The 20,075-nt window shown below is 65.1% G+C and carries 18 protein-coding genes; 3 read left to right on the top strand and 15 right to left on the bottom strand.

Features of this window, described 5'->3' with window-relative positions:
* Nucleotides 1–768 (bottom strand): 5'/3'-nucleotidase SurE, encoded by a 768-nt coding sequence (surE, locus tag AYJ54_RS43055; RefSeq protein ID WP_063708552.1) that lies wholly within the window; start codon nt 766–768, stop codon nt 1–3.
* 182 nt (nt 769–950) lie between these two features.
* Between surE and AYJ54_RS43050 the strand changes: the two genes are divergently transcribed.
* Nucleotides 951–1,745: a hypothetical protein gene (locus tag AYJ54_RS43050; RefSeq protein WP_063708551.1), complete on the top strand. Its 795-nt coding sequence runs from the start codon at nt 951–953 to the stop codon at nt 1,743–1,745.
* Between the two features lie 105 nt (nt 1,746–1,850).
* Here AYJ54_RS43050 and AYJ54_RS43045 read toward each other — a convergent pair whose 3' ends face one another.
* The 11 genes from AYJ54_RS43045 to AYJ54_RS42995 form a co-directional block, all read right to left on the bottom strand.
* Complete coding sequence (locus AYJ54_RS43045; protein ID WP_063708550.1) at nt 1,851–2,216, bottom strand: hypothetical protein; 366 nt, start codon at nt 2,214–2,216, stop codon at nt 1,851–1,853.
* Between the two features lie 72 nt (nt 2,217–2,288).
* Nucleotides 2,289–3,620: a serine--tRNA ligase gene (gene serS / locus AYJ54_RS43040; protein WP_063708549.1), complete on the bottom strand. Its 1,332-nt coding sequence runs from the start codon at nt 3,618–3,620 to the stop codon at nt 2,289–2,291.
* 206 nt (nt 3,621–3,826) lie between these two features.
* Nucleotides 3,827–4,636 carry a twin-arginine translocase subunit TatC gene (gene tatC / locus AYJ54_RS43035; protein WP_063708548.1) on the bottom strand — a complete coding sequence of 270 codons (810 nt, stop codon included), beginning with the start codon at nt 4,634–4,636 and terminating at the stop codon, nt 3,827–3,829.
* A complete protein-coding gene (gene tatB / locus AYJ54_RS43030; RefSeq protein ID WP_063708547.1) occupies nt 4,633–5,220 on the bottom strand; it encodes a Sec-independent protein translocase protein TatB in 588 nt (195 codons plus the stop codon). Before tatB ends, tatC begins: the two co-directional genes overlap by 4 nt.
* An 86-nt stretch (nt 5,221–5,306) precedes the next feature.
* The gene (locus AYJ54_RS43025; protein ID WP_063708546.1) at nt 5,307–5,540 is read right to left on the bottom strand and encodes a twin-arginine translocase TatA/TatE family subunit; all 234 of its coding nucleotides are present in this window, start codon (nt 5,538–5,540) and stop codon (nt 5,307–5,309) included.
* A gap of 167 nt (nt 5,541–5,707) precedes the next feature.
* A complete protein-coding gene (scpB, locus tag AYJ54_RS43020; RefSeq protein WP_063708545.1) occupies nt 5,708–6,454 on the bottom strand; it encodes an SMC-Scp complex subunit ScpB in 747 nt (248 codons plus the stop codon).
* A gap of 21 nt (nt 6,455–6,475) precedes the next feature.
* Nucleotides 6,476–7,315 carry a segregation and condensation protein A gene (locus AYJ54_RS43015; protein ID WP_063708544.1) on the bottom strand — a complete coding sequence of 280 codons (840 nt, stop codon included), beginning with the start codon at nt 7,313–7,315 and terminating at the stop codon, nt 6,476–6,478.
* On the bottom strand, nt 7,312–8,340 hold the full coding sequence (nagZ, locus tag AYJ54_RS43010; RefSeq protein WP_063708543.1) for a beta-N-acetylhexosaminidase: 1,029 nt from the start codon (nt 8,338–8,340) through the stop codon (nt 7,312–7,314). Before nagZ ends, AYJ54_RS43015 begins: the two co-directional genes overlap by 4 nt.
* Nucleotides 8,341–8,386: 46 nt before the next feature.
* The gene (locus AYJ54_RS43005) at nt 8,387–9,967 is read right to left on the bottom strand and encodes an SPOR domain-containing protein (RefSeq protein ID WP_063708612.1); all 1,581 of its coding nucleotides are present in this window, start codon (nt 9,965–9,967) and stop codon (nt 8,387–8,389) included.
* A gap of 144 nt (nt 9,968–10,111) precedes the next feature.
* Nucleotides 10,112–11,902 (bottom strand): arginine--tRNA ligase, encoded by a 1,791-nt coding sequence (gene argS, locus AYJ54_RS43000; protein WP_063708542.1) that lies wholly within the window; start codon nt 11,900–11,902, stop codon nt 10,112–10,114.
* 9 nt (nt 11,903–11,911) lie between these two features.
* Nucleotides 11,912–13,108: a deoxyguanosinetriphosphate triphosphohydrolase gene (locus tag AYJ54_RS42995; RefSeq protein ID WP_063708541.1), complete on the bottom strand. Its 1,197-nt coding sequence runs from the start codon at nt 13,106–13,108 to the stop codon at nt 11,912–11,914.
* Nucleotides 13,109–13,243: 135 nt separating this feature from the next.
* Between AYJ54_RS42995 and erpA the strand changes: the two genes are divergently transcribed.
* Nucleotides 13,244–13,573, top strand: a complete 330-nt coding sequence (erpA, locus tag AYJ54_RS42990) for an iron-sulfur cluster insertion protein ErpA (protein ID WP_063708540.1) — start codon at nt 13,244–13,246, stop codon at nt 13,571–13,573.
* On the opposite strand, the gene AYJ54_RS42985 is transcribed toward erpA, so the two are convergent.
* The gene (locus AYJ54_RS42985) at nt 13,570–15,894 is read right to left on the bottom strand and encodes an ATP-binding protein (protein WP_063708539.1); all 2,325 of its coding nucleotides are present in this window, start codon (nt 15,892–15,894) and stop codon (nt 13,570–13,572) included. The two genes, erpA and AYJ54_RS42985, sit on opposite strands and share 4 nt — an antisense overlap.
* 146 nt (nt 15,895–16,040) lie before the next feature.
* On the opposite strand from AYJ54_RS42985, the gene xth reads away from it, so the two are divergent.
* On the top strand, nt 16,041–16,838 hold the full coding sequence (gene xth / locus AYJ54_RS42980; RefSeq protein ID WP_063708538.1) for an exodeoxyribonuclease III: 798 nt from the start codon (nt 16,041–16,043) through the stop codon (nt 16,836–16,838).
* A 99-nt stretch (nt 16,839–16,937) separates the two neighbouring features.
* On the opposite strand, the gene AYJ54_RS42975 is transcribed toward xth, so the two are convergent.
* Complete coding sequence (locus AYJ54_RS42975; RefSeq protein ID WP_063708537.1) at nt 16,938–17,765, bottom strand: tetratricopeptide repeat protein; 828 nt, start codon at nt 17,763–17,765, stop codon at nt 16,938–16,940.
* Nucleotides 17,752–19,476: a dihydroxy-acid dehydratase gene (ilvD, locus tag AYJ54_RS42970; RefSeq protein WP_063708536.1), complete on the bottom strand. Its 1,725-nt coding sequence runs from the start codon at nt 19,474–19,476 to the stop codon at nt 17,752–17,754. The genes AYJ54_RS42975 and ilvD overlap by 14 nt, the downstream gene beginning before the upstream one ends.
* Nucleotides 19,477–20,075 lie beyond the last annotated feature (599 nt).

The following is a 20,075-nucleotide window of genomic DNA, read 5'->3' as shown; positions in this document are numbered from 1 at the left end:
CTATTTCAGCGCCGCGCCGAGCGCTTCGGAGAAAGCCTCGTCGGTACGGTCGAGCTTCAGCGGCGTGACCGAGACGTAGCGCTCCCGCAGGGCCGCGAGATCCGTACCTTCGACGGGCGTGTCCAGCATCGCGGTGCGCTCGAAGCCGATCCAGAAATACGGATTGCCGCGGCCGTCCCTGCGCTCGTCGATCCTGAGGAAGCCGAGATTGCGCTTGCCCTGTCGGGTCACGCGGATGCCGAGGACATCCTCCGGCGCGCAGGACGGGAAATTGACGTTGATGACCGTGTCCTTCGGGATGCCCGCGGCGATCACCTTGCGCAGGATGTCGGGCCCGAATTTGCGCGCGGTCTCCCACGGCGGCCGATCGCGCGTCTCGACGCTGAATTCCTGCGACAGCGCGAACGACGGCAGACCCAGGATGGTGCCTTCAAGCGCACCGGCAATGGTGCCGGAATAGACCACATCCTCGGCGACGTTGCGGCCCTTGTTGACGCCGGACAGCACGACATCGGGCAGCTTGGCGCCCAGGATGTGGCGCGCGCCCATGATGACGCAGTCGGTCGGCGTGCCGCGCACGGCAAAGTGCTGAGGGCCGACCTCGCGCAGGCGCAAGGGATCGTTCAGCGACAGCGAATGCGAGACGCCGGACTGGTCGAGCTCGGGGGCCACAACCCAGACATCGTCAGACAGCGCACGCGCGATCTCCTCCACGACCTTGAGGCCGGGGGCGTGGATACCGTCGTCATTGGTACAGAGAATTCGCATGCCGGGGGTCGATTCCAAGGGTTGGGTGAGGCCGTCTTATCCGGCTATGGCCGATCAGGCAAACTGGGCGCTTCGCGGGATGTCGGCCCGCGGAGAACACTTTTTCTGTGATCTAGCGTATTGCCGCGGCGCAGCGCCCCGCCCTATTTTCGGTCCGCACTCTGGTAGCGACGGGACATCGAATGACCCGCTTTGCAGCCGCGATCTGCCTCGGGTTGGGGCTTGGCCTTTGCGCGCTGGCGCCGTGGCCAGGGCAGACGCAGGATTCGGCGACTGCCGACCGCTGCTTCCCCTGGCAGGAGTTCCATAACGGCGTCTGCGTCGCCAAGCCGGCACCGCTTGCGCCCCCGCCGCTTCCGGCTGCGCCGGCCCCGAGCCCGCCCCTCAACTCGTCCATTGGCCCAACTGAGCGCGGCGACAGCGCCAATCCCCCGGCTTGCCCGGCCAACAGCCATTTCGACCCTGCCGGCGGAGGCTGTGTCGCGGATGCCCCGGCACGGCCGGTCACACCTCGCACGCTCACGACCATCACCTGCAACGGCGGCATGGCGAGCAATGGCCAATGCGTCTGTCCGGCCGGCTTCGACCTGATGCCGGCCGGCAGCGATCCGGGCGGCACCTGCGTACGAACCCATGCGGAAAACTGCCTCGGCGGCGCGATGACCGTCAGTGGCCAGTGCCTCTGCACCGGTCAGGTCACGATGTCCGGACAGGTCTATGACCTCGAATTCTCGAAAGGTAAGTGCGTGCCTAAGCGCTGTCCACGCGAAGGTCCCTGCGCCACGGCCGCGGCGAAGCCCGGCAACGACGCGTTGCCAAAACTGTCATCGGACGACCCCGAGCAGCATCGTGCCTGCGGCCGGGGCATGGTCGCGAAGCGCCGCGGTTGCGTGCCGGCGCGGCCCCGCTCGCAGACGATCGACCCGGGCGTGTATTTCCGGATCAGACCGAGCTACCCGAGCCCGATGCCGTACTAAAGCGCGACATCAAGCTTTAGCTCGTTGTTTGAGCATGATCTCCGCGCAAACGCGTTCCGCGTTTGTCGCGCGGGAAAACCGCAGCACGCTTTTCCGGATCATGCTCTAGCGACGGATGCGCCATTGCGGCAGGAAGCGTGCGAGCCTGCCTTCGGCACGCATTTTCATCACAGGCACCACCGGGCTCGCGGCCTTCGATGCTTCGATCGTGCGGAGCGTATCCGGTTGCGCGATGATCGGCGCCGCGACGGGTGTTTGCGGATAGCGCCCACGCGCCACCGTCAGCGCCTTGTCGAAATCCTCGATGTTGACTCCGGGCTTGGCCCGCCGGCTTTGCACGAGATGATCGTCCCACAGTCGGGCGATCTCGATGTCGAGCACGCCGCGCAGGCGCTGGTCGACGGCCTGGATGCCGAATCCGGTAACCGCCCATTGTCTGCCGACCCAGAAGATGTCGCGGTGCAAGGGCATGGATATGGTTTCGAGTTTTCGGGCAGCCGTCAGGATAACCGGCCGCCCGATCTTCGCAACCCGATTGGCGCACTACTCGCGCGTGATCACTTTCAAACCGCCCATATAGGGCTGGAGCACGTCGGGGACGGCGATCGAGCCGTCTTCCTGCTGATAGGTCTCCATCACCGCGATCAGCGCGCGGCCGACTGCGGTGCCGGAGCCATTCAGCGTGTGCACGAAGCGCGGCTTGCCGTCGGGTCCGCGCGAGCGCGCATCCATGCGCCGCGCCTGGAAGTCGCCGCAGACCGAGCAGCTCGAGATCTCGCGGAACATGCCGCCCTCGCCCTGGCCGGGCATCCAGACCTCGATGTCATAGGTTTTTTGCGACGAAAAGCCCATATCCCCTGCGCACAGCGTCATCACGCGGTAATGGAGGTCGAGGCGGCGCAGCACTTCCTCGGCGCAGGCGAGCATCCGCTCCAGCTCGTCCTTGCTCGTCTCCGGCGTCGTGATCGACACCAGCTCGACCTTGGTGAATTGGTGCTGGCGGATCATGCCGCGGGTGTCGCGTCCGGCAGCGCCCGCCTCCGCACGGAAGCACGGCGTCAGTGCGGTAAGCCGCATCGGCAACTGCTTCTCGTCGAGGATGGATTCGCGCGCGAGGTTGGTGAGCGATACTTCCGCCGTCGGGATGAGGCCAAGGCGCTCGGTCCGCAGCCGCTCGTGATCGGGCGCGGCCAGGAGCTCGCCCTTGATCGCCCAGAACTGATCGTCTTCGAATTTCGGCAGCTGGCCGGTCCCGAACATCACCTCGTTGCGCACCAGAAGCGGCGGGTTGATCTCGGTGTAGCCGTGCTCGGTCGTATGCAGGTCGAGCATGAACTGACCGATCGCGCGCTCCAGCCGCGCCAGCCCCTTCTTCAAAACGACGAAGCGTGCGCCGGAGAGTTTTGCCGCCGCCTCGAAATCCATGTAGCCGAGCGCGCTGCCGAGATCGTCGTGCAGCTTCGGCGTGAACGCGTAGTTGCGCTTGTTGCCGAAGACATGGTGCTGCACGTTGCCGTGCTCGTCGACGCCATCGGGCACTTCATCGAGCGGCAGATTCGGGATCGCGGAGAGCTCCTTCGCTAGCTCCTCGTCGGCGGCTTTGGCCGCGGCCTCGAGCTGCGGCATCGTGGTCTTCAACTCCGCCACCTCGGCCATCAGCTTGGCCGCGCGCGCCTCATCCTTCGCCTTCTTGGCGTCGCCGATTTCCTTCGAGGCGGCATTGCGCCGCGCCTGTGCCTGCTCGGAGGCGAGGATCGCCGCCCGCCGCTTCTCGTCGATCGCGAGCAGCGATGCCGACAACGGCTTCAGGCCCCGCCGTGCGAGGCCGGCGTCGAAGGCTTGCGGATTGTCGCGGATCGATTTGATGTCGTGCATGGCCGTGGTCCTGAGGCAGCGTGCAAACAGACAACGTCCCATGTTGAATGTTTACATCGCCGCGTCTCCTAGCACGGCTGTCATCACCCGCGAAAGCGGGTGATCCAGTATTCCAGAGACGCTGAGATTCCGCGAGAAGTCGCGGCGTACTGGATTCCCCGCTTTCGCGGGGAATGACGTCCGCAATTGGGGCGCGGTCGGGCGCCCTACTCGGCCGGATTCGCGCTCGACGATGCGCCGCTGCCAGAGGCCTGCGACGCGGCCGCCTTCTTCTCCACCATCGCCACCGCGATGATCGAGCCCTCATAGAGCGCAAGCAGGGGTATGGCGAGCGAGCACTGGCTGAGCACGTCCGGCGGCGTCAGCACGGCCGCGATGATGAAGGCGATGACGATGAAATAGCGGCGCTTCTCGCGCAGCATCTTTGACGTGATGATGCCGATGCGGCCGAGCAGCGTCAGGATCACCGGCAGCTGGAAGGCGATGCCGAAGGCGAAGATCAGCGACATCATCAGCGACAGATATTCGCCGACCTTGGGCAGGAGTTGGATCTGCGCGGTCTCGTCACTGCCTGCCTGCTGCATGCCGAGCGAGAAGCGAACCAGCATCGGCAGCACGACAAAATACACCAGCGTCGCGCCCAGCACGAAGAAGACCGGGGTCGCGATCAGATACGGCAGGAAAGCCTGCTTCTCGTGCTTGTAGAGGCCCGGCGCCACGAACTTGTAGATCTGCGTGGCGACGATCGGGAACGAGATGAAGCCGGCGCCGAACAGCGCGAGTTTGAGCTGGGTGATGAAGTACTCCAGCAGCGCCGTGTAGATGAATTTCGAATTCTCCGGCCCCGCAACCCACACGAACGGCCAGACCAGCACGTTGTAGATCTGCTTGGCGAAGAAGAAACAGAAGATGAAAGCCACGCCGAAGCCGAGCAGCGCCTTGATCAGCCGCGAACGCAGCTCGATCAGGTGGTCCATCAGAGGGGCTTTGCTGGCCTCGATATCGGCGTCGGTCATGACGCTTTGGCGTCCTTGATCGCCTCGGATGGCGCGGTGTCCTGTGTGACCGGGGCCTGCTCGACCTCGCGGGTGATGGCGAGCGGTTCACTCGCCGCCGCATGAACCTCGGCTTCGACGAAGGTGGCCGGCGTCGGCGCTTCGGGAGTCGTCGGAGTGACCGGCGCTTCACTTGAAGTCGCCAGCGCTTCACTCGAAGTCGCCAGCGCTTCACTCGAAGTCGCCAGCGCTTCACTTGGCGTCGCCGGCGGCTCGATCGCAGGCGTGGACGAGGCTTCCGCGGGCTTATCGATGTCGTCGATGCGCAGCGCCTCGTTGACGTCCTGCGTGAGCGAAGTCATCAGATTGTTGCGGGAGAACCCGGAAGCAGCTTCCTTGACTTCGTCAAAGCTCTTCTTGAGGTCGGCCATCTCGGCCTCGCGCATCGCTTCCTGGAACTGACCCTGGAATTCGGCGGCCATCTTGCGCGCCTTGCCCATCCACTGTCCGACCATGCGCAGCACGCCCGGCAGCTCTTTCGGGCCGATGGCGATCAGGGCTACGACCCCGATGAGGACCAGTTCACTCCACCCGATGTCGAACATGAAGTCTTCCGTTCACGCAAGCCGCGATTGGCCCAATCCCTCACGCGCAGGATCGGGGCCGCCCCGCGTCTCGCGTAGTCTTTGGCTCAGACGGCCTTGCTGCCGACGTCGGACCGTGCCGCGGTCGGCGCGGTATTGTGCTCGATGGACTTGGCCGGCTCGGGCTTGTCTGTGGGCTTGTCGTCGTCCTGCATGCCCTTCTTGAAGGCCTTGATGCCCTGCGCCACGTCACCCATCAGGTCCGAAATCTTGCCGCGGCCGAACAGCAGCAGGACCACTGCGATCACCAAGATCCAGTGCCAAATGCTAAGCGAACCCATCCTGCAACCCTCCAAACACGCATGGCCGGGGACCCGGCCGATCTTTACCGAAACCTAGGCTTCGCAGGTGTCAAAAACAAGGACCAAGGCCGCGCCAATTCGCTGTTGGCGCTAGGTAATCTTGCTAGTGTTAACTGGTCGCAGGGAGCCCGCAAAAGGACGGAACGTCAGTCCTCGCTGCCCCCCTCACCACCGCCTTCCGGCGTCTCCGGTTCCGGCTCTGGTGCCGGGGCCAACGCGAGGTCCAGATCCTCGCCGGGCTCGAGCGGGTCCTCGTCCTCGCGCAGCGCGGGATCGTCCGACGGCGTCGGCACGCTGAAGCCGGTGGGCAGGCGCGAATCCAGCAGTCCTGTGCCCTTCAGCTCCTCCAGGCCCGGCAGGTCGCCGAGCTGTTCCAGGCTGAACTGCGACAGGAAGGTCTCGGTGGTTCCGAAGGTCAGCGGACGGCCCGGCGTCTTGCGACGGCCGCGCGGCTTGATCCAGCCAGTCTCCAGCAGCACGTCAAGCGTGCCTTTCGAAGTGACGACGCCGCGGATCTCCTCGATCTCGGCGCGCGTCACAGGCTGGTGATAGGCGATGATCGCGAGCACCTCGATCGCGGCACGCGAGAGGCGGCGGGTCTCGGTGCTCTCCCGCGTCATGAGCCAGGCGAGATCGCCGGCGGTGCGGAACGTCCATTTGTTGGCGACGCGCACGAGGTTCACCCCGCGCGTCGCATATTCGGCCTGCAACTGGGCCAGCGCGGCCTTGACGTCGACACCTTCCGGCATGCGCTTGGCCAGCGTCGCGGTATCCAGCGGTTCGCTCGAGGCAAACAGGAGAGCTTCGAGAAGCCGCAGCTCCTCGGGACGGGCCTGGGAATCGTTTTCCATCGGCTCGGCCTCTTCTATCCGCACTTCAGCCAGGCTTGCCATGGCAGCTTCTCCTTCTTGCACTTAACCGACCGGCGCATCAGGCGCAGGAGCTGCGTCTGGTACCGGTTTAGGCCGCCCCTTCCGGAAATAGATGGGCGCAAAGGCCTCTTTCTGGTTCAGTTCCAGCTGACCTTCCCGCACCAGTTCGAGCGCAGCGGCAAAGCTTGAGGCAAACACCGTCGCGCGCTGCGACGGATCGTCGACGTAGCGGACCAGGAAGTCGTCGAGACTGCCCCAGTCGTCCGATTCAGTGATGCTGCCGACCAGCCGCTCCAGCGTGGCGCGCGCTTCCGCAAGCGACCACACCGTGCGCTTGGCGAGATGTACGCTCGCGAGCACGCGCGACTGACGCTGCGCGGCGTAGGCGGTGAGCAGGTCGTACAGCGTGGCCGTGTATTTCGGATGCTTGATCTCGGCGATCTGCTCGGGCTCGCCGCGCGGGAAGATATCGCGCAGCAATTGCTGCCTGTTCATCAGCCGGTTGGCGGCTTCGCGAATGGCTTCCAGGCGACGCAGGCGGTTGGCCAGCGCGGTGGCCATCTCCTCCGCGCTCGGGCCTTCCGTCGTCGGCGGTTCCGGCAACAGGAGGCGCGACTTCAGGAAGGCGAGCCAGGCCGCCATCACGAGATAGTCGGCGGCAAGCTCCAGCCGGATCTTTCGCGCCGCTTCGATGAAGTGAAGGTACTGATCGGCTAACGCCAGGATCGAAATCTTGGCGAGATCGACCTTTTGCTGCCGCGCCAGTGCGAGCAGCAGGTCGAGCGGGCCTTCATAGCCCTCGACGTCGACGACCAGCGCCGGTTCACCCTCGGCGAGCTCGGCAGGCCGCCCAGTTTCGAACGATAGGATTTCTGCGGTCATGCGGAAGCCGTGTTTGCCCGTGCGATCAAAGCATCCAGTTCCGCGCGTGCGGCCGCCCGGTCGAACGGCTGCGGCGGCTTGCGCGCGGCGAGCGCGGCGTTCGCGCGCTCCAGCGCCCAGCCCGACAATTCAGGTGTCTGGCCGGCGACGTCCAGCATCTCCTCGATGTTGCCGTTGCAGTGCAGAGCCATGTCGCAGCCCGCCGCGAAGATCGCCCGGGTCCGCTCGGCAAGGCTGCCCGCCAACGCATTCATCGACAAGTCATCACTCATTAACAAACCCTGGAACCCGATCAGGCCGCGAATCACCTGAGCGATCATTGTCGCAGAAGTCGTCGCCGGATGGGCGGGGTCGAACGCGCTAAACACAACATGTGCAGTCATGGCCATCGGCAGGTCCGAAAGCGGCATGAACGCCGCGAAGTCGGTCCGTTCCAGTTCATCCCTGGTTGTGTCGACCGTCGGCAGCTTGAAATGAGTGTCGGCGGTCGCCCGTCCGTGGCCGGGAATATGCTTGAGAACCGGCAGCACGCCCCCCTGTTCCAGCCCGTCCGTGACAGCGCGGGCGATCGCCGCGACCTTGCCCGGCGAGGTGCCGTAAGCGCGGTTGCCGATCACGGCGTCGGCGCCCGGAACCGGCACGTCGGCCAGCGGCAGGCAGTCCACGGTGATGCCGAGATCGGCCAGATCCGCTGCGATCAGCCGGGCGCTGAGGCGCGCCGCCGTCAGCCCGAGAGCCGAATCAGTGTCGTACAGAGTCGCGAAAACGGCGCCCGGCGGATAGACCGGCCAGTGCGGCGGCCCCAGCCGCTGCACCCGGCCGCCCTCCTGATCGATCAGGACGGGAGCATCAGGGGCGTCCGCGACATCACGCAATTCCCTAACCAGCGAAGCAACTTGCGCCGGATTGTCGACATTGCGCTTGAAGAGAATGAAGCCCCATGGCCGTTCGGCACGGATAAACTCCCGCTCGGCGGCGGTCAGTTCCGTTCCGGATACGCCGGTAATGAAGGCCCGCGTGCTCATAAGGGCCGATTAACCCTGCCCCGCTAGGGGGTCAAGGAAACCGCCGTTAATTCCTCTGGACGAGGCACTGCGGTCCACCGGCGGATTTCAGACTGTTGCAGACCTGCACGGCCTCGTCCGCCGAACCGAACGGTCCTGCGAAGGCGCGATAGACGATCCCCTTGCCCTTGTCGGTGAGATCAACCCGCTTGACCACGGGTGAACGGGAGCCAAGCACGCTGCCGTACTTGCCCTGGAGCACCCGGTAGGATGCCTGGGCGCTCTCCTCGCTCAGCTGCGAGGAGACCTGCACCAAGTAACCGCCGCCGGCGCTGCTCGCAGGCGCGATCTGCGTCGGAGCCGTTGCCGCCATCCGCTGCCCCGCTACTGGCGCAGGCGCTTCGGCCTGCGGCGCTAACGAGAGCGGCTGGTTGGCGCTGGCATTAGCCGAGGTCGGCGGATTGTGCGACGGGGCCGGCGCAGCTGGCGCCGCGACCGGTTTGGGCGGAGCCGTGGGCTTGGCGGCCGCAGCAGCAGTTTGCGGCGTCGTGCTGTCCGTCTGATCGCCCTTCACGGCGAGCGTCTTGATCCGGCGCGGCTCGTTGTTCGGCAGCGTGCCGCTGCTGGCCATCTGGCCTGCGTTCGGCGGCGGCAGCGTTGATGGCGATACGCTCGCGACCGGCGGCGGATTTGCGTTCTGGTTCAGCGGCGGAAACACCACGCGCGGACCGCCCGACTTGGCGTTGAGATCGACGGGCGCTTCCTCGCGCGGCACGATCTTCTCGCTGCCGTCACCGCTCACCATGCGGTCAGGCACCTTGGCCGAGGAGTCGGTCGGCGCCGGCACGATCTTGGTCGGCGTGTTGTCGGCCTTGATGATCGGCGGCTCGCCGCTGCGCGGCGATCCCATGTAGTTCTTGTAGGCGAAGGCGGCGCCAGTGCCGACCACCGCGAGCGCCAGGATCGCCGCGACTGTCATCATGCCGCCGCGCTGCTTCTTCGGCTCGTCGAGATCCGCCTCGGGATAGTCGCTCTGGAAGGCGTAGGGATCGTCCGGATACGCCGGCTCGCGCTGGAAATCCTCCTGGCCCGTCTCAAGCCGTCCGTAGAGCGCATCATCGTAGCGCGACGGATCGGGCTGCTGGTGCGGGTCCTGATAGCCGTGATCCTGGTGAGCGTGATCCTGGTAGACCTCGTCCTGATAAGCTTGGCCCTGATAGACCTGCGGCTGATGAAAATCAGGCTCGGGTTGTGCCGGCTGCGCCGTATAGCGATGCAGCGGATGCACCGGGTTCACGGTCACGGGATAGTCGCGCTCCGGCGCGGGAGCCGGCTGCGGCGTCACGTTGGCGCGGCGCATCCATGACGGAGGTCCGGATGGAGGCGGCGGCGGGGCCGGCTCCTCGTAGCCCTGCTGATAGCTATCCTGAGGATAGTCGTGGTCGTGATAGGTCTGGGCCGGCTCCTGATACGGCGCTGGCGCAGGCGCCGCCTGCCGCGCGCCAGGTTGCCCTGCCGCGAACGGATCGGTCTGCCCGATCAGGCGGGCGAGTTCGGCCAAGGGATCGCTTTCCGCTCTCCCATGCTGGTCGCCACCGCGACCATAGTCATCGGAAGGATACGGTCTGTGCTGATATCGATCGGCCATCGTGATGATGCGTCCCTTCGGGAAAGCCGCGCGCCCCTCGACCAAGGCGCAGCTTTCGACCCACAAGGCTTTGAACCAAGTCCAAGCGATCCGGCTTCTGCCGGTTACCCCCAAGATTCCCTAACTTAAGTAGTCCGCCCCAAACTACCGCATCTCGTCCGGGGCATGGACGCCGAGGATGGCGAGGCCCGATGCCAGGACCGAGACGACGCCCTGGACCATGGCCAGCCGCGACTTTGTAAGCTGTGCATCATTATTGATAATGAAGCGTAAATAGGGCAAATCGCGCCCCTTCGTCCAAAGCGCGTGAAATTCGCTGGCTAAATCATAGAGATAAAAGGCAATTCGGTGCGGCTCGTGGGCGCCTGCTGCCGCTTCCAGCATCCGCGGATAAATTGCGATCCGCTTGAGAAGGTCGAGTTCTGCCGGATCCGACAGCCGCTCAAGCGCCGACTCGCCGAGCCAGGCGATGCGCTTGTCGGCGTCCTCAGGCAGCTCCGGAAATAGCTCCGCCCGCGCGTTGCGGAAGATCGAGTGGCCACGGGCATGGCCGTACTGAACGTAGAAAACCGGATTGTCGCGCGATTGCTCCATGACCTTGGCGAGGTCGAAATCCAGCACCGCGTCGTTCTTGCGATAGAGCATCATGAAGCGGACGGCGTCCTGGCCGACTTCATCCACCACCTCACGCAGTGTGACGAAGTCCCCGGACCGCTTGGACATTTTCACCGGCTCGCCATTGCGCAGGAGCTTGACGAGCTGGACGATCTTGACGTCGAGCGATCCCTTGCCGGAGGTCGTCGCCTTCACCGCCGCCTGCATGCGCTTGATGTAGCCGCCATGGTCGGCGCCCCACACATCGATCATCTCGGCAAAGCCGCGATCGAACTTGTTCTTGTGGTAGGCGATGTCGGAGGCGAAGTAGGTGTAGGAATTGTCCGACTTGATCAGCGGACGATCGACATCGTCGCCGTAAGCGGTTGCCCTGAACAGGAGCTGCTCGCGGTCTTCCCAGTCCTCGACGGGCGCGCCCTTCGGCGGCGGCAGGCGGCCCTCATAGATGTCGCCCTTGGCACGCAGGAAGTCGATGGTCTCGGCAACCTTGTTGTTGCCGCCTTCGATCAGCGAGCGCTCGGAAAAGAACATGTCGTGGCGGATGTTGAGGGCAGCGAGATCGTCCTTGATCTCGTCCATCATCGTCGCGATCGCCTTGGCGCGCACCGTCGGTAGCCACTGGGCTTCCGTCATCGCAAGAAGCTTGTCGCCATGTTCCTTCGCAAGCGCCGCGCCGACGGGCTTCAGGTAGTCGCCTGGATAGAGCCCCTCGGGAATCGCGCCGATGTCCTCACCGAGCGCCTCGCGATACCTCAGGAAGGCGGAGCGCGCGAGCACGTCGACCTGCGCACCGGCATCGTTGATGTAATATTCGCGCGTGACGTCGTGGCCGGCGAACTGGAGCAGGCTCGCCAAGGCGTCGCCGAACACGGCGCCGCGGCAGTGGCCGACATGCATCGGCCCGGTCGGATTGGCCGAGACATATTCGACATTGACCTTGGAGCCGCCACGGATGCGACCGTAGTCGGCGCCCTCAAGCAGCACGGTCCGCAGCGCCTCCGCCCAGGCGGCGGGCTTCAGCGTCAGGTTGATGAAGCCGGGACCGGCGACGTCGACCTTGGCGATCAGCGCGTCAGTGCGGAGCCGCTCGGCGATCTGCTCGGCGAGGTCGCGCGGTTTTGCCCTGGCTTCCTTCGCCAGCACCATGGCGGCGTTGGTCGCCATGTCGCCATGGGAGGGGTCGCGCGGCGGCTCGACCACCACGCGCGAGAAATCGATGCCCTCGGGCCAACTGGCTTCCGCCGCGAGTGCGCGGCAGGCGGCGTGCACACGCGCGAGCACGTCGGCAAACAGGTGCAGGGATGAGGATGTGTCGGGCATGGCCGCCGCCTAACGCAAATCCGGGGTCGAGTCAAAGAGCCGCTGGTGCTCGGTCAGGGCGAAACGGTCGGTCATCCCGGCGATGAAATTGCCGATCCGGCGGGCCCGGTCGCCCTCGCTGTCGCCCTCGGCCCCGAGCAGCCATTCCGGCGGCAGTTCGGTCGGCGACGTCAGGTACTTTGCGAACAGGTCGAACAGGATCTGCTCCGCCTCTCCCATCACCCGCATTACCCGCTTGTGGCGGTACATGTGCTGATAGAGGAAGGCCTTGATGGCAGCCTCCTCCTCGGCGACTGCCGACGGGAATGCGACCAGCGCCCGGCTCTGCTGGCGAACATCCTGGGCCGACTGTGGCTTGACCGCGGCGAGATTCTTCTGGGCCTCCGCAAATACCGCGCCGATCAAATGCGAGATCAGCTCGCGCACCAGCTCCGCGCCGCGCCTCACATCCTCGAGATCAGGATAATGTGCGGCCGTCTCGGCGATGATCTGGGCCGTGAGCGGCATTACCTTGAGATCGTCGAGGTGAAACAGGCCGGCGCGCAGGCCGTCGTCGATGTCATGGGCGTCATAGGCGATGTCATCGGCGATCGCGGCGACCTGTGCCTCCATCGAGGCGAAGCTCCAGAGTTCGAGGTCGTAGGTCTTGATGTAGTCGGCGATGCCGACGGGTATGCCGTGCTCGCGGTAGCGTCCGACCGGCGCGCCGCTGCGATCGGTCAGCGGGCCGTTGTGCTTGACGATGCCCTCCAGTGACTCCCAGGTGAGATTGAGCCCGTCGAACTCGGGATAGCGGTGCTCCAGCGCGGCAACGACGCGCAGGGTCTGGGCGTTGTGGTCGAAACCTCCGAAATTCTTCAGACAGGCGTCCAGCGCCCGCTCGCCGGCATGTCCGAATGGTGGGTGGCCGAGATCGTGCGCCAGCGCCAACGTCTCCGTGAGGTCCTCGTCGAGCCCGAGCTGCCGGGCCAGCGCACGGGCGATCTGCGCCACCTCCAACGAATGGGTCAGCCGGGTGCGGTAATGGTCGCCCTCGTGGAACACGAACACCTGGGTCTTGTACTTCAGGCGGCGGAAGGCGGTGGAATGGATCACACGGTCGCAATCCCGCCGGAACGGGCTGCGGGTCCGACTCGGCGGCTCAACGACCAGCCGGCCGCGGCTGCGATCGGGATCGCAGGCATAGGGCGCGCGGGGGGCAGCCATTCCGACGGACACGGCGAATTTAGTCCCTATCCATTTGATTCTGCGGACCCTTGCACTTAACTATGTCGGACGCGGGATACCAAATGAATTGGGCAAATGAACTTGGTATGACCGCGGGACTATCGGAGACGAACGATGACGACTGCCGTGACCATCAGCGACCGGGCCGCACGTCGGATCGGAGAGATCCTCAAGGGCGAAGGTTCCGGCGCGATGCTGCGCATCTCGGTCGAGGGCGGCGGCTGCTCCGGCTTTCAGTACAAATTCGGTATCGACCGCGCGCGGGCTGACGACGATCTCGTGATCGAGCAGGATAACGCGGTGGTGCTGGTCGATTCCGCCTCTCAGCCGTTCCTGGCGGGATCGCAGGTCGATTTCGTGGACGATCTGATCGGCGCCTCGTTCCGGGTCAACAATCCCAACGCGACCGCCTCCTGCGGCTGCGGGACGAGCTTCTCGGTCTAGACACCCGTCTCGGTTTTTCTGTCTTCCGCAATATCGGCTTCGGCCGGGTCCTCCGGCTGGAGCGGTGCGTCGTCCGACGCCACGTAGTTCAGCGCCCGCAGCAGTGCCGCGACCAGCGCAGACTTGCGCAGGGGTTTTGCCAGGAAGTCCGACATGCCCGCCTCGCGGCAGATCTTGACGTCTTCGGGGAAGGCGTTGGCGGTCAGCGCGATGATTGGCAAGGCCGCGAAGCGTCCGCCCTGCGCGCGGATCGCCCGGGTCGCGGCAAGCCCGTCCATGTCGGGCATGCGCACATCCATCAGGACGACATCGTAATCGACTTCGGCGGCGGCCTGCACGGCTTCGACACCGTCGGTCACGACGCGCAGCTCGACGTCGAAGGCGCCGAGCATCTTGCTCACGACCATGCGGTTGACGGCATCGTCCTCCGCGACGAGCACCTTCAGCGGTCGGTCGAGATCGGCGATGCGGGTCTTGAGCTCGTCCGCTTCGTCGCGGCCGGCCTCCTGGTCGGACGCCAGCGTCTGGCTCCAGGGCAGCACGAGCGTGAAGCGGAAGGTCGAGCCCTCGCCCGGCGTCGAGGTGACGCCGATGGTGCCGCCCATCTGCTCGATGATGCGTCGGGAGATCGCGAGCCCAAGGCCGGTGCCGCCGAAACGGCGGCTGATCGAGGCGTCGGCCTGGGAGAAGTCGGTGAAGAGCTGGCCGACCTTTTCCGGTGCGATGCCGATGCCGCTATCGGTCACGGTCCATTCGACGGTGGCGAGCAGGTCGCGCCGCGCCTGGCAGGTGGCTGCTATCGTCACCTCGCCGGTGTCGGTGAACTTCACGGCATTGGAGGCGAGGTTGAGCAGCACCTGCCGGATGCGCGCGACGTCGCCGCGCAGTGTCGGCGGCAGGTTGGGATCGAGCTCGACCTTGACCGCCAGCCCCTTGCTCTTGGCGCCGCCCCGCACGACGGTCGCGACCGCCTCGACCAGCGCCTGCGGGGCGAAGTCGATCGCCTCGAACGCGAAGCGTCCGGCCTCGAGCTTGGAGAGATCGAGGATGTCGTTGAGGATGCGCTGGAGGTTGTCGCCGGACTCGCGGATGGAGGAGACGGCCTCGTGCTGCTCCGGATCGAGCTTGGTCTCGAGCAGCATGCTGGCAAGCCCCAGCACGCCGTTCATGGGTGTGCGGATCTCGTGGCTCATCACCGCCAGGAAATCCGACTTGGCGCGGCTCTCGGCCTCGGCCTTCTCGGCGCGCCAGCGCTCGGTCACGTCGCGACCGAAGCCGCGATAGCCGAGGAACTGGCCGTCACGGTCATAGGCGGGCTTGGCCGTCAGCGACCACAGCCGCGCCTCGCCGCCGGCGACGACCTTGAGGCTCATCTCATGCAGCGGCTCGCCCTGCTCCATCAGGCCGACGACGTTGTAAGCCGCCGTCTTGTCCTCAGGGCACAGCATGTCGAGCACGTCGACGAAGTGAGATCCTTTCAGAAGCGGAAGCGGAAGCTGCGCGACGGCGGCGAAGCGCTCGGGCACGTCGGTCAAATGCCCTTCGGCGTCCGTCTGCCACAGCCAGTCGCTGGCGCTCTCCTGGAATTCCTTGAGCAGCAGCGAAATGATCTCGGTCTGCCGCTCGAGCGCGAGCTGCGCCTTGAGATTGCCGAGGAAGAGGTTGCCCTGCGAGACGATGTTGCGCGCCATGAAGAACGCGAACAGCAGCAGGAACCCCGAGGTCACCAGATACGGCCCGGTGCCGCACATCATGAGCGCACCGGCGCAGGCGATCGTCATGGTCGCGAGATAGACGAGACCGGCGCGCGGAAACGTGGACAGCGTGAAGGCGCCGCCGGACATCATGCCGACCATCAGGCAGGCCAGGATGAGCTGGCTCGTCGGCTCGACGCGGCTGAACAGTGCGAGCGGCAGCGTCCCCCAGATCGCGGCGAGGAAAAACGCCTGCCGCATCATCTGCCGCGTGGCACGGGGCGACGCCTCCTGCGGCGGGCTCTGATGCGACCGCCGCCATGAGCGCACTGCAAGCGAGGCAGCGGTGGCGAGCGCTACGCCCCAGACGGCCAGGAAGGCGTTCCAGCCCCGGCCCCAGAACAGGATCAGCACGATTGCGACCGTGAGCAGGTTCACGGCCATCGTCACCGGGATCAACCGCGTCACCGCGTCGATCTGTTTGGCGCGGATGCGACGCATCTCGCGCTCGCTGAGATCGGCGATCAGGCCGTCCTCGATCTCGAAGCCGCCGAGCCAGTACAGCAATGCGCCGATCAGGCCGTCACGCGGCTGATTTCGACTTGAGGACTTGTCCGGCCATCCCATCCGAGGAACCTTTTCGGCATCAATGGCCCAAGGCGCGCTTAAGCCGGGTTAATTTTGTGGGAGATTTTACGCTTCCCGGCGTACCTCCTTGACGCCAGCGTTTGCAGTTTGTTCTAACGGTGGCCCCGCCTGGAGCCGCCCCGCACATGTCCATCAGAGTAGCCACCTGGAATGTGAACTCGGTCCGGCAGCGGATCGATCTTCTCCTGACCTGGCTCAGGGAGTGCCAGCCGGACATCGTCTGCCTCCAGGAGATCAAATGTGTCGACGAGGCCTTCCCGCGGCTCGAGATCGAGGCGCTGGGCTATAACGTCGTCACGCATGGGCAGAAAACCTTCAACGGGGTCGCCCTGCTCTCCAAGTTCCGCTTCGACGAGACCAAGTCGGGGCTCGCCGGTGACGATGAGGACGCGCATGCCCGCTTCCTTGAGGGCGTGGTCACGCTCAAGCGCGGGGTGCTGCGCATCGCCTGCCTCTATCTGCCCAACGGCAACCCGGTCGGCAGCGACAAATATCCCTACAAGCTCAAATGGATGTCGCGGCTTCTTGAGTACTCGAAGGAGCGACTTAAGACCGAGGAGCCGCTGATCCTCGCAGGCGACTTCAACGTCATCCCGGCCGCCCGCGACGTCTACAATCCCGCCGCCTGGACCGAGGACGCCCTGTTCAAGGCCGAGACGCGGGAGAGCTTTCAGTCCCTGCTCGGCCTCGGCCTGACCGACGCCCTGCGGGCGGTTACCGATGAGTCCGGGCTCTACACCTTCTGGGACTACCAGGCCGGCGCCTGGCAGAAGAACCAGGGTCTGCGCATCGACCATCTGCTGATGTCGCCGCAGGCGAGCGACCGGCTCGCCAATGTCGGCATCGACAGTTATGTGCGCGGCTGGGAGAAGCCCTCGGACCACGTACCGGTGTGGGCGGATCTGGATCTTGAGGCGGTGTGACGTCACTTGGGGCTGGTAGGTTACGCTTCCGCCTGCGAGTGCGGAGCTACCGCGGACGCAATCGCTAACCCACCCTGCGCAGAGCGGCCGTAGCCGAGATCAATCCCGGCGGCCCTGCACCCACTGCTCGAGCATTTGCAGGCACATCGCGCGGTCGTCGTCGGAGGCCTTCGCGAAGGCGCGGTTGTAGCTTTCCTTGATCCAGGTCTCGTCGGCCGCGGCGCTGTCACGCGCCAGCGTCAGCCACATCAGACCGCGCGCGGCCTGCCGCGGCAGCCGGTCGCCGTTGAACAGCATCTGGCCGAGCAGCGCCTGCGCCTCGTGCTGCCCCTTCTGCGCCGCAAGGCCAAGCCAGCGCGCGCCATAGCGGAAATCCTCGCGCGAGGCGTCCGGCGTCTTCAGGTACAGGCGGGCGAGATCGTACTGCGCATCCGCGTTGCCGAAATAGGACGCGGCATAGGAGAACATCTCCCGCGCCCGGTCCGGATCCGCCTTGATCTTCGAGTTCGGAATGCCGCTGAGATAGTAGCGGCCGAGCGCGACGAAGGCGTTGGCCACGATCTGCGCCTGCGGCGCCGACGGGCTGTCCTCGGCATGCGCATTGGCGATCCGGCTGAAATATTCGAACGCGCGCAAATCGTCCTGGGCGACGCCGTCGCCATTGGCGTACATGCGGCCGAGCTTCCACTGCGCGATCGGATGACCGCCTTCGGCGGCATATTGCAGGGCACTGAGCGAGGATTCCTGGCCGGTCACGGCCGGCGGCACGACCTTGCGCAACGCACCGGCAGCACCCGGCGCCGCTGTGACCACCGGGATAGTCGTATCCTTCTGGTTGACCGGCGCGCCGTCGAACGCGATCGCAGGCGCGGCCAACGCCGAGGCACCCAACACAAACGCAACTATGGTACGCCTAGATGTCCGCATAGCACTGTTTCTCGTGCGCGCCACCCGGATGGGTTACTGCCCCATCAACCGCTGGCCCAACCTGCTGAGCATACTTCCAGAGCGCACCCGACGTATGGTTTGTCGCGCGAGGGCGCCACTTGGTCTTGCGCTGAGCGAGCTCATCGTCACTCAATTTTACGTTAAGGGTCCCGGCGACCGCATCGATCTCGATGATGTCGCCATCCTCGAGCAGCCCGATCGGGCCGCCGACGGCCGCCTCAGGCCCGACATGGCCGATGCAGAAGCCGCGGGTGGCGCCGGAGAACCGGCCGTCGGTGATGAGCGCGATCTTGCCGCCCATACCCTGACCGGTCAGCGCCGCGGTGGTCTGGAGCATTTCCCGCATGCCGGGGCCGCCCTTCGGCCCCTCGTAGCGGATCACGATGACTTCGCCTTCGCGATAGGTGCGCTTCTGGACGGCCTCGAAAGCGTCCTCCTCACGGTCAAAGCACCGGGCCGGACCGGTAAACCTGAGGTTGGACATTCCCGCGACTTTCACGATCGCACCTTCTGGCGCCAAATTCCCCTGCAGACCCACCACACCACCGGTGACGGTGATCGGCTTGTCCGCCGGGTGCACCACGTCCTGGTGCGGATTCCATTTCACGCTCTTGAGGTTTTCGGCGATCGTGCGGCCCGTGACGGTGAGGCAGTCACCGTGCAGGAAGCCGTTGTCGAGCAGCGTCTTCATCAGAAGCGGTATGCCACCAACTTCAAACATGTCTTTGGCGACATAACGGCCGCCCGGCTTCAAATCCGCGACATATGGTGTCTTTTTGAAGATTTCGGCAACGTCGAACAGGTCGAACTTGATGCCGGCCTCGTGCGCGATCGCCGGCAGGTGCAGTGCAGCATTGGTCGAGCCGCCGGAGGCCGCGACCACGGCAGCCGCGTTTTCCAACGATTTACGGGTAACGATGTCGCGCGGCCGGATGTTGTTGGCGATCAGGTCCATGACCTTTTCGCCTGCGGTCATGCAGAAGGCGTCACGGATTTCGTAAGGCGCAGGGGCCCCGGCCGAATACGGCAGCGCAAGCCCGATGGCCTCGGACACGGTCGCCATGGTGTTGGCGGTGAACTGTGCGCCGCAGGCGCCCGCCGAGGGGCACGCCACGCGCTCGATCTCGTCGAGGTCCTCGTCCGACATGGCGCCGACGGAGTGCTTGCCGACTGCCTCGAACATGTCCTGCACGGTGACCTGCTGGCCGCGGAAATTACCGGGCAGGATCGAGCCGCCATAGATGAAGATCGAGGGTACGTTGAGGCGAACCATCGCCATCATCATGCCCGGCAACGACTTGTCGCAGCCGGCCAGGCCAACGAGCGCGTCATAAGCGTGGCCGCGAACGGTCAGCTCGACGGAGTCGGCGATGCATTCCCGCGACGGCAGCGAGGAGCGCATGCCGTCATGGCCCATGGCTATACCGTCGGTGACGGTGATGGTGCAGAATTCGCGCGGGGTGCCGCCAGCAGACGCCACGCCCTTCTTCACCGCCTGGGCCTGGCGCATCAGGGCGATGTTGCAGGGGGCGGCCTCGTTCCAGCAGGAGGCAACGCCGACGAAGGGCTGGTGGATCTGCTCGGTGGTCAGACCCATGGCGTAGAAGTACGAGCGATGGGGCGCGCGCGCAGGGCCTTCCGTCACGTGACGGCTCGGCAGCCTGCCCTTGATGTTGGTCTTCGCGTCCATCGCAAACAGTTTCCTCGGCTAACCCTTTCAGACCCGAAAAATCAGATCCAAGATTTGAATCGACCTTGGGATTTCTCGTCGCCTTCGGCGGCAGCCGCTGCCCTCAAAAAACGTTACGGAGATTTTATTCATGTCAGGGTGTGGCCAAAAAGCGGCGCCCGCGCGAACGGACCGCGATAAGGCCTAAATGGCAGCGAACTGTTGCGTAGACAGCACATTCGTGGCTCCGAGGACACGGACAAGCCTACCGCAATACCATTCGAAGGGAACCAATCCACAGCTTCAGATTTTGTCACGGTCCCTCCGCACCGTGTTCGTCGCGATGAAGGGGCGCACCTGAGCTGAGTCGTCTCCGTCGACCCTTCCCCTCATCGGTAACAGATTAGCGTTCGCGGCTTCGGCTTCATCATTCAAACGACGGACGCGCCGTTTCGTTCTCGCGGCGGATTTCACCCGAGCTTTGCGTCATCTCTCCACCCTCTTGCTACCAAGAGGGCGCAGGGAAGGCCGGGTGCCGGCTGGCACCCGTGGGTCCGCTGTGCGCATGTAGCGCATCAGAAACTGCACAGCGGCAGACAGGTGAAGCCAAACACGCGGCC

Source organism: Bradyrhizobium centrolobii, from assembly GCF_001641635.1.
Classification (GTDB): Bacteria; Pseudomonadota; Alphaproteobacteria; order Rhizobiales; family Xanthobacteraceae; genus Bradyrhizobium; species Bradyrhizobium centrolobii.
Note: the sequence above shows the minus strand (reverse complement) of the source record. Positions and strands in the feature narration are given on the sequence as shown.

Bases quoted from the DNA above. Each gene is read 5' to 3' on its own strand.
- xth (WP_063708538.1), top strand. From the start codon at position 16,041: ATGTCCATCAGAGTAGCCACCTGGAATGTGAACTCGGTCCGGCAGCGG.
- surE (WP_063708552.1), bottom strand. From the start codon at position 768: ATGCGAATTCTCTGTACCAATGACGACGGTATCCACGCCCCCGGCCTC.
- AYJ54_RS42985 (WP_063708539.1), bottom strand. From the start codon at position 15,894: ATGGGATGGCCGGACAAGTCCTCAAGTCGAAATCAGCCGCGTGACGGC.
- AYJ54_RS43050 (WP_063708551.1), top strand. From the start codon at position 951: ATGACCCGCTTTGCAGCCGCGATCTGCCTCGGGTTGGGGCTTGGCCTT.
- ilvD (WP_063708536.1), bottom strand. From the start codon at position 19,476: ATGGACGCGAAGACCAACATCAAGGGCAGGCTGCCGAGCCGTCACGTG.
- AYJ54_RS43015 (WP_063708544.1), bottom strand. From the start codon at position 7,315: ATGACCGCAGAAATCCTATCGTTCGAAACTGGGCGGCCTGCCGAGCTC.
- AYJ54_RS42975 (WP_063708537.1), bottom strand. From the start codon at position 17,765: ATGCGGACATCTAGGCGTACCATAGTTGCGTTTGTGTTGGGTGCCTCG.
- tatC (WP_063708548.1), bottom strand. From the start codon at position 4,636: ATGACCGACGCCGATATCGAGGCCAGCAAAGCCCCTCTGATGGACCAC.
- serS (WP_063708549.1), bottom strand. From the start codon at position 3,620: ATGCACGACATCAAATCGATCCGCGACAATCCGCAAGCCTTCGACGCC.
- AYJ54_RS43005 (WP_063708612.1), bottom strand. From the start codon at position 9,967: ATGGCCGATCGATATCAGCACAGACCGTATCCTTCCGATGACTATGGT.
- AYJ54_RS42995 (WP_063708541.1), bottom strand. From the start codon at position 13,108: ATGGCTGCCCCCCGCGCGCCCTATGCCTGCGATCCCGATCGCAGCCGC.
- erpA (WP_063708540.1), top strand. From the start codon at position 13,244: ATGACGACTGCCGTGACCATCAGCGACCGGGCCGCACGTCGGATCGGA.
- tatB (WP_063708547.1), bottom strand. From the start codon at position 5,220: ATGTTCGACATCGGGTGGAGTGAACTGGTCCTCATCGGGGTCGTAGCC.
- AYJ54_RS43045 (WP_063708550.1), bottom strand. From the start codon at position 2,216: ATGCCCTTGCACCGCGACATCTTCTGGGTCGGCAGACAATGGGCGGTT.
- nagZ (WP_063708543.1), bottom strand. From the start codon at position 8,340: ATGAGCACGCGGGCCTTCATTACCGGCGTATCCGGAACGGAACTGACC.
- argS (WP_063708542.1), bottom strand. From the start codon at position 11,902: ATGCCCGACACATCCTCATCCCTGCACCTGTTTGCCGACGTGCTCGCG.
- scpB (WP_063708545.1), bottom strand. From the start codon at position 6,454: ATGGCAAGCCTGGCTGAAGTGCGGATAGAAGAGGCCGAGCCGATGGAA.
- AYJ54_RS43025 (WP_063708546.1), bottom strand. From the start codon at position 5,540: ATGGGTTCGCTTAGCATTTGGCACTGGATCTTGGTGATCGCAGTGGTC.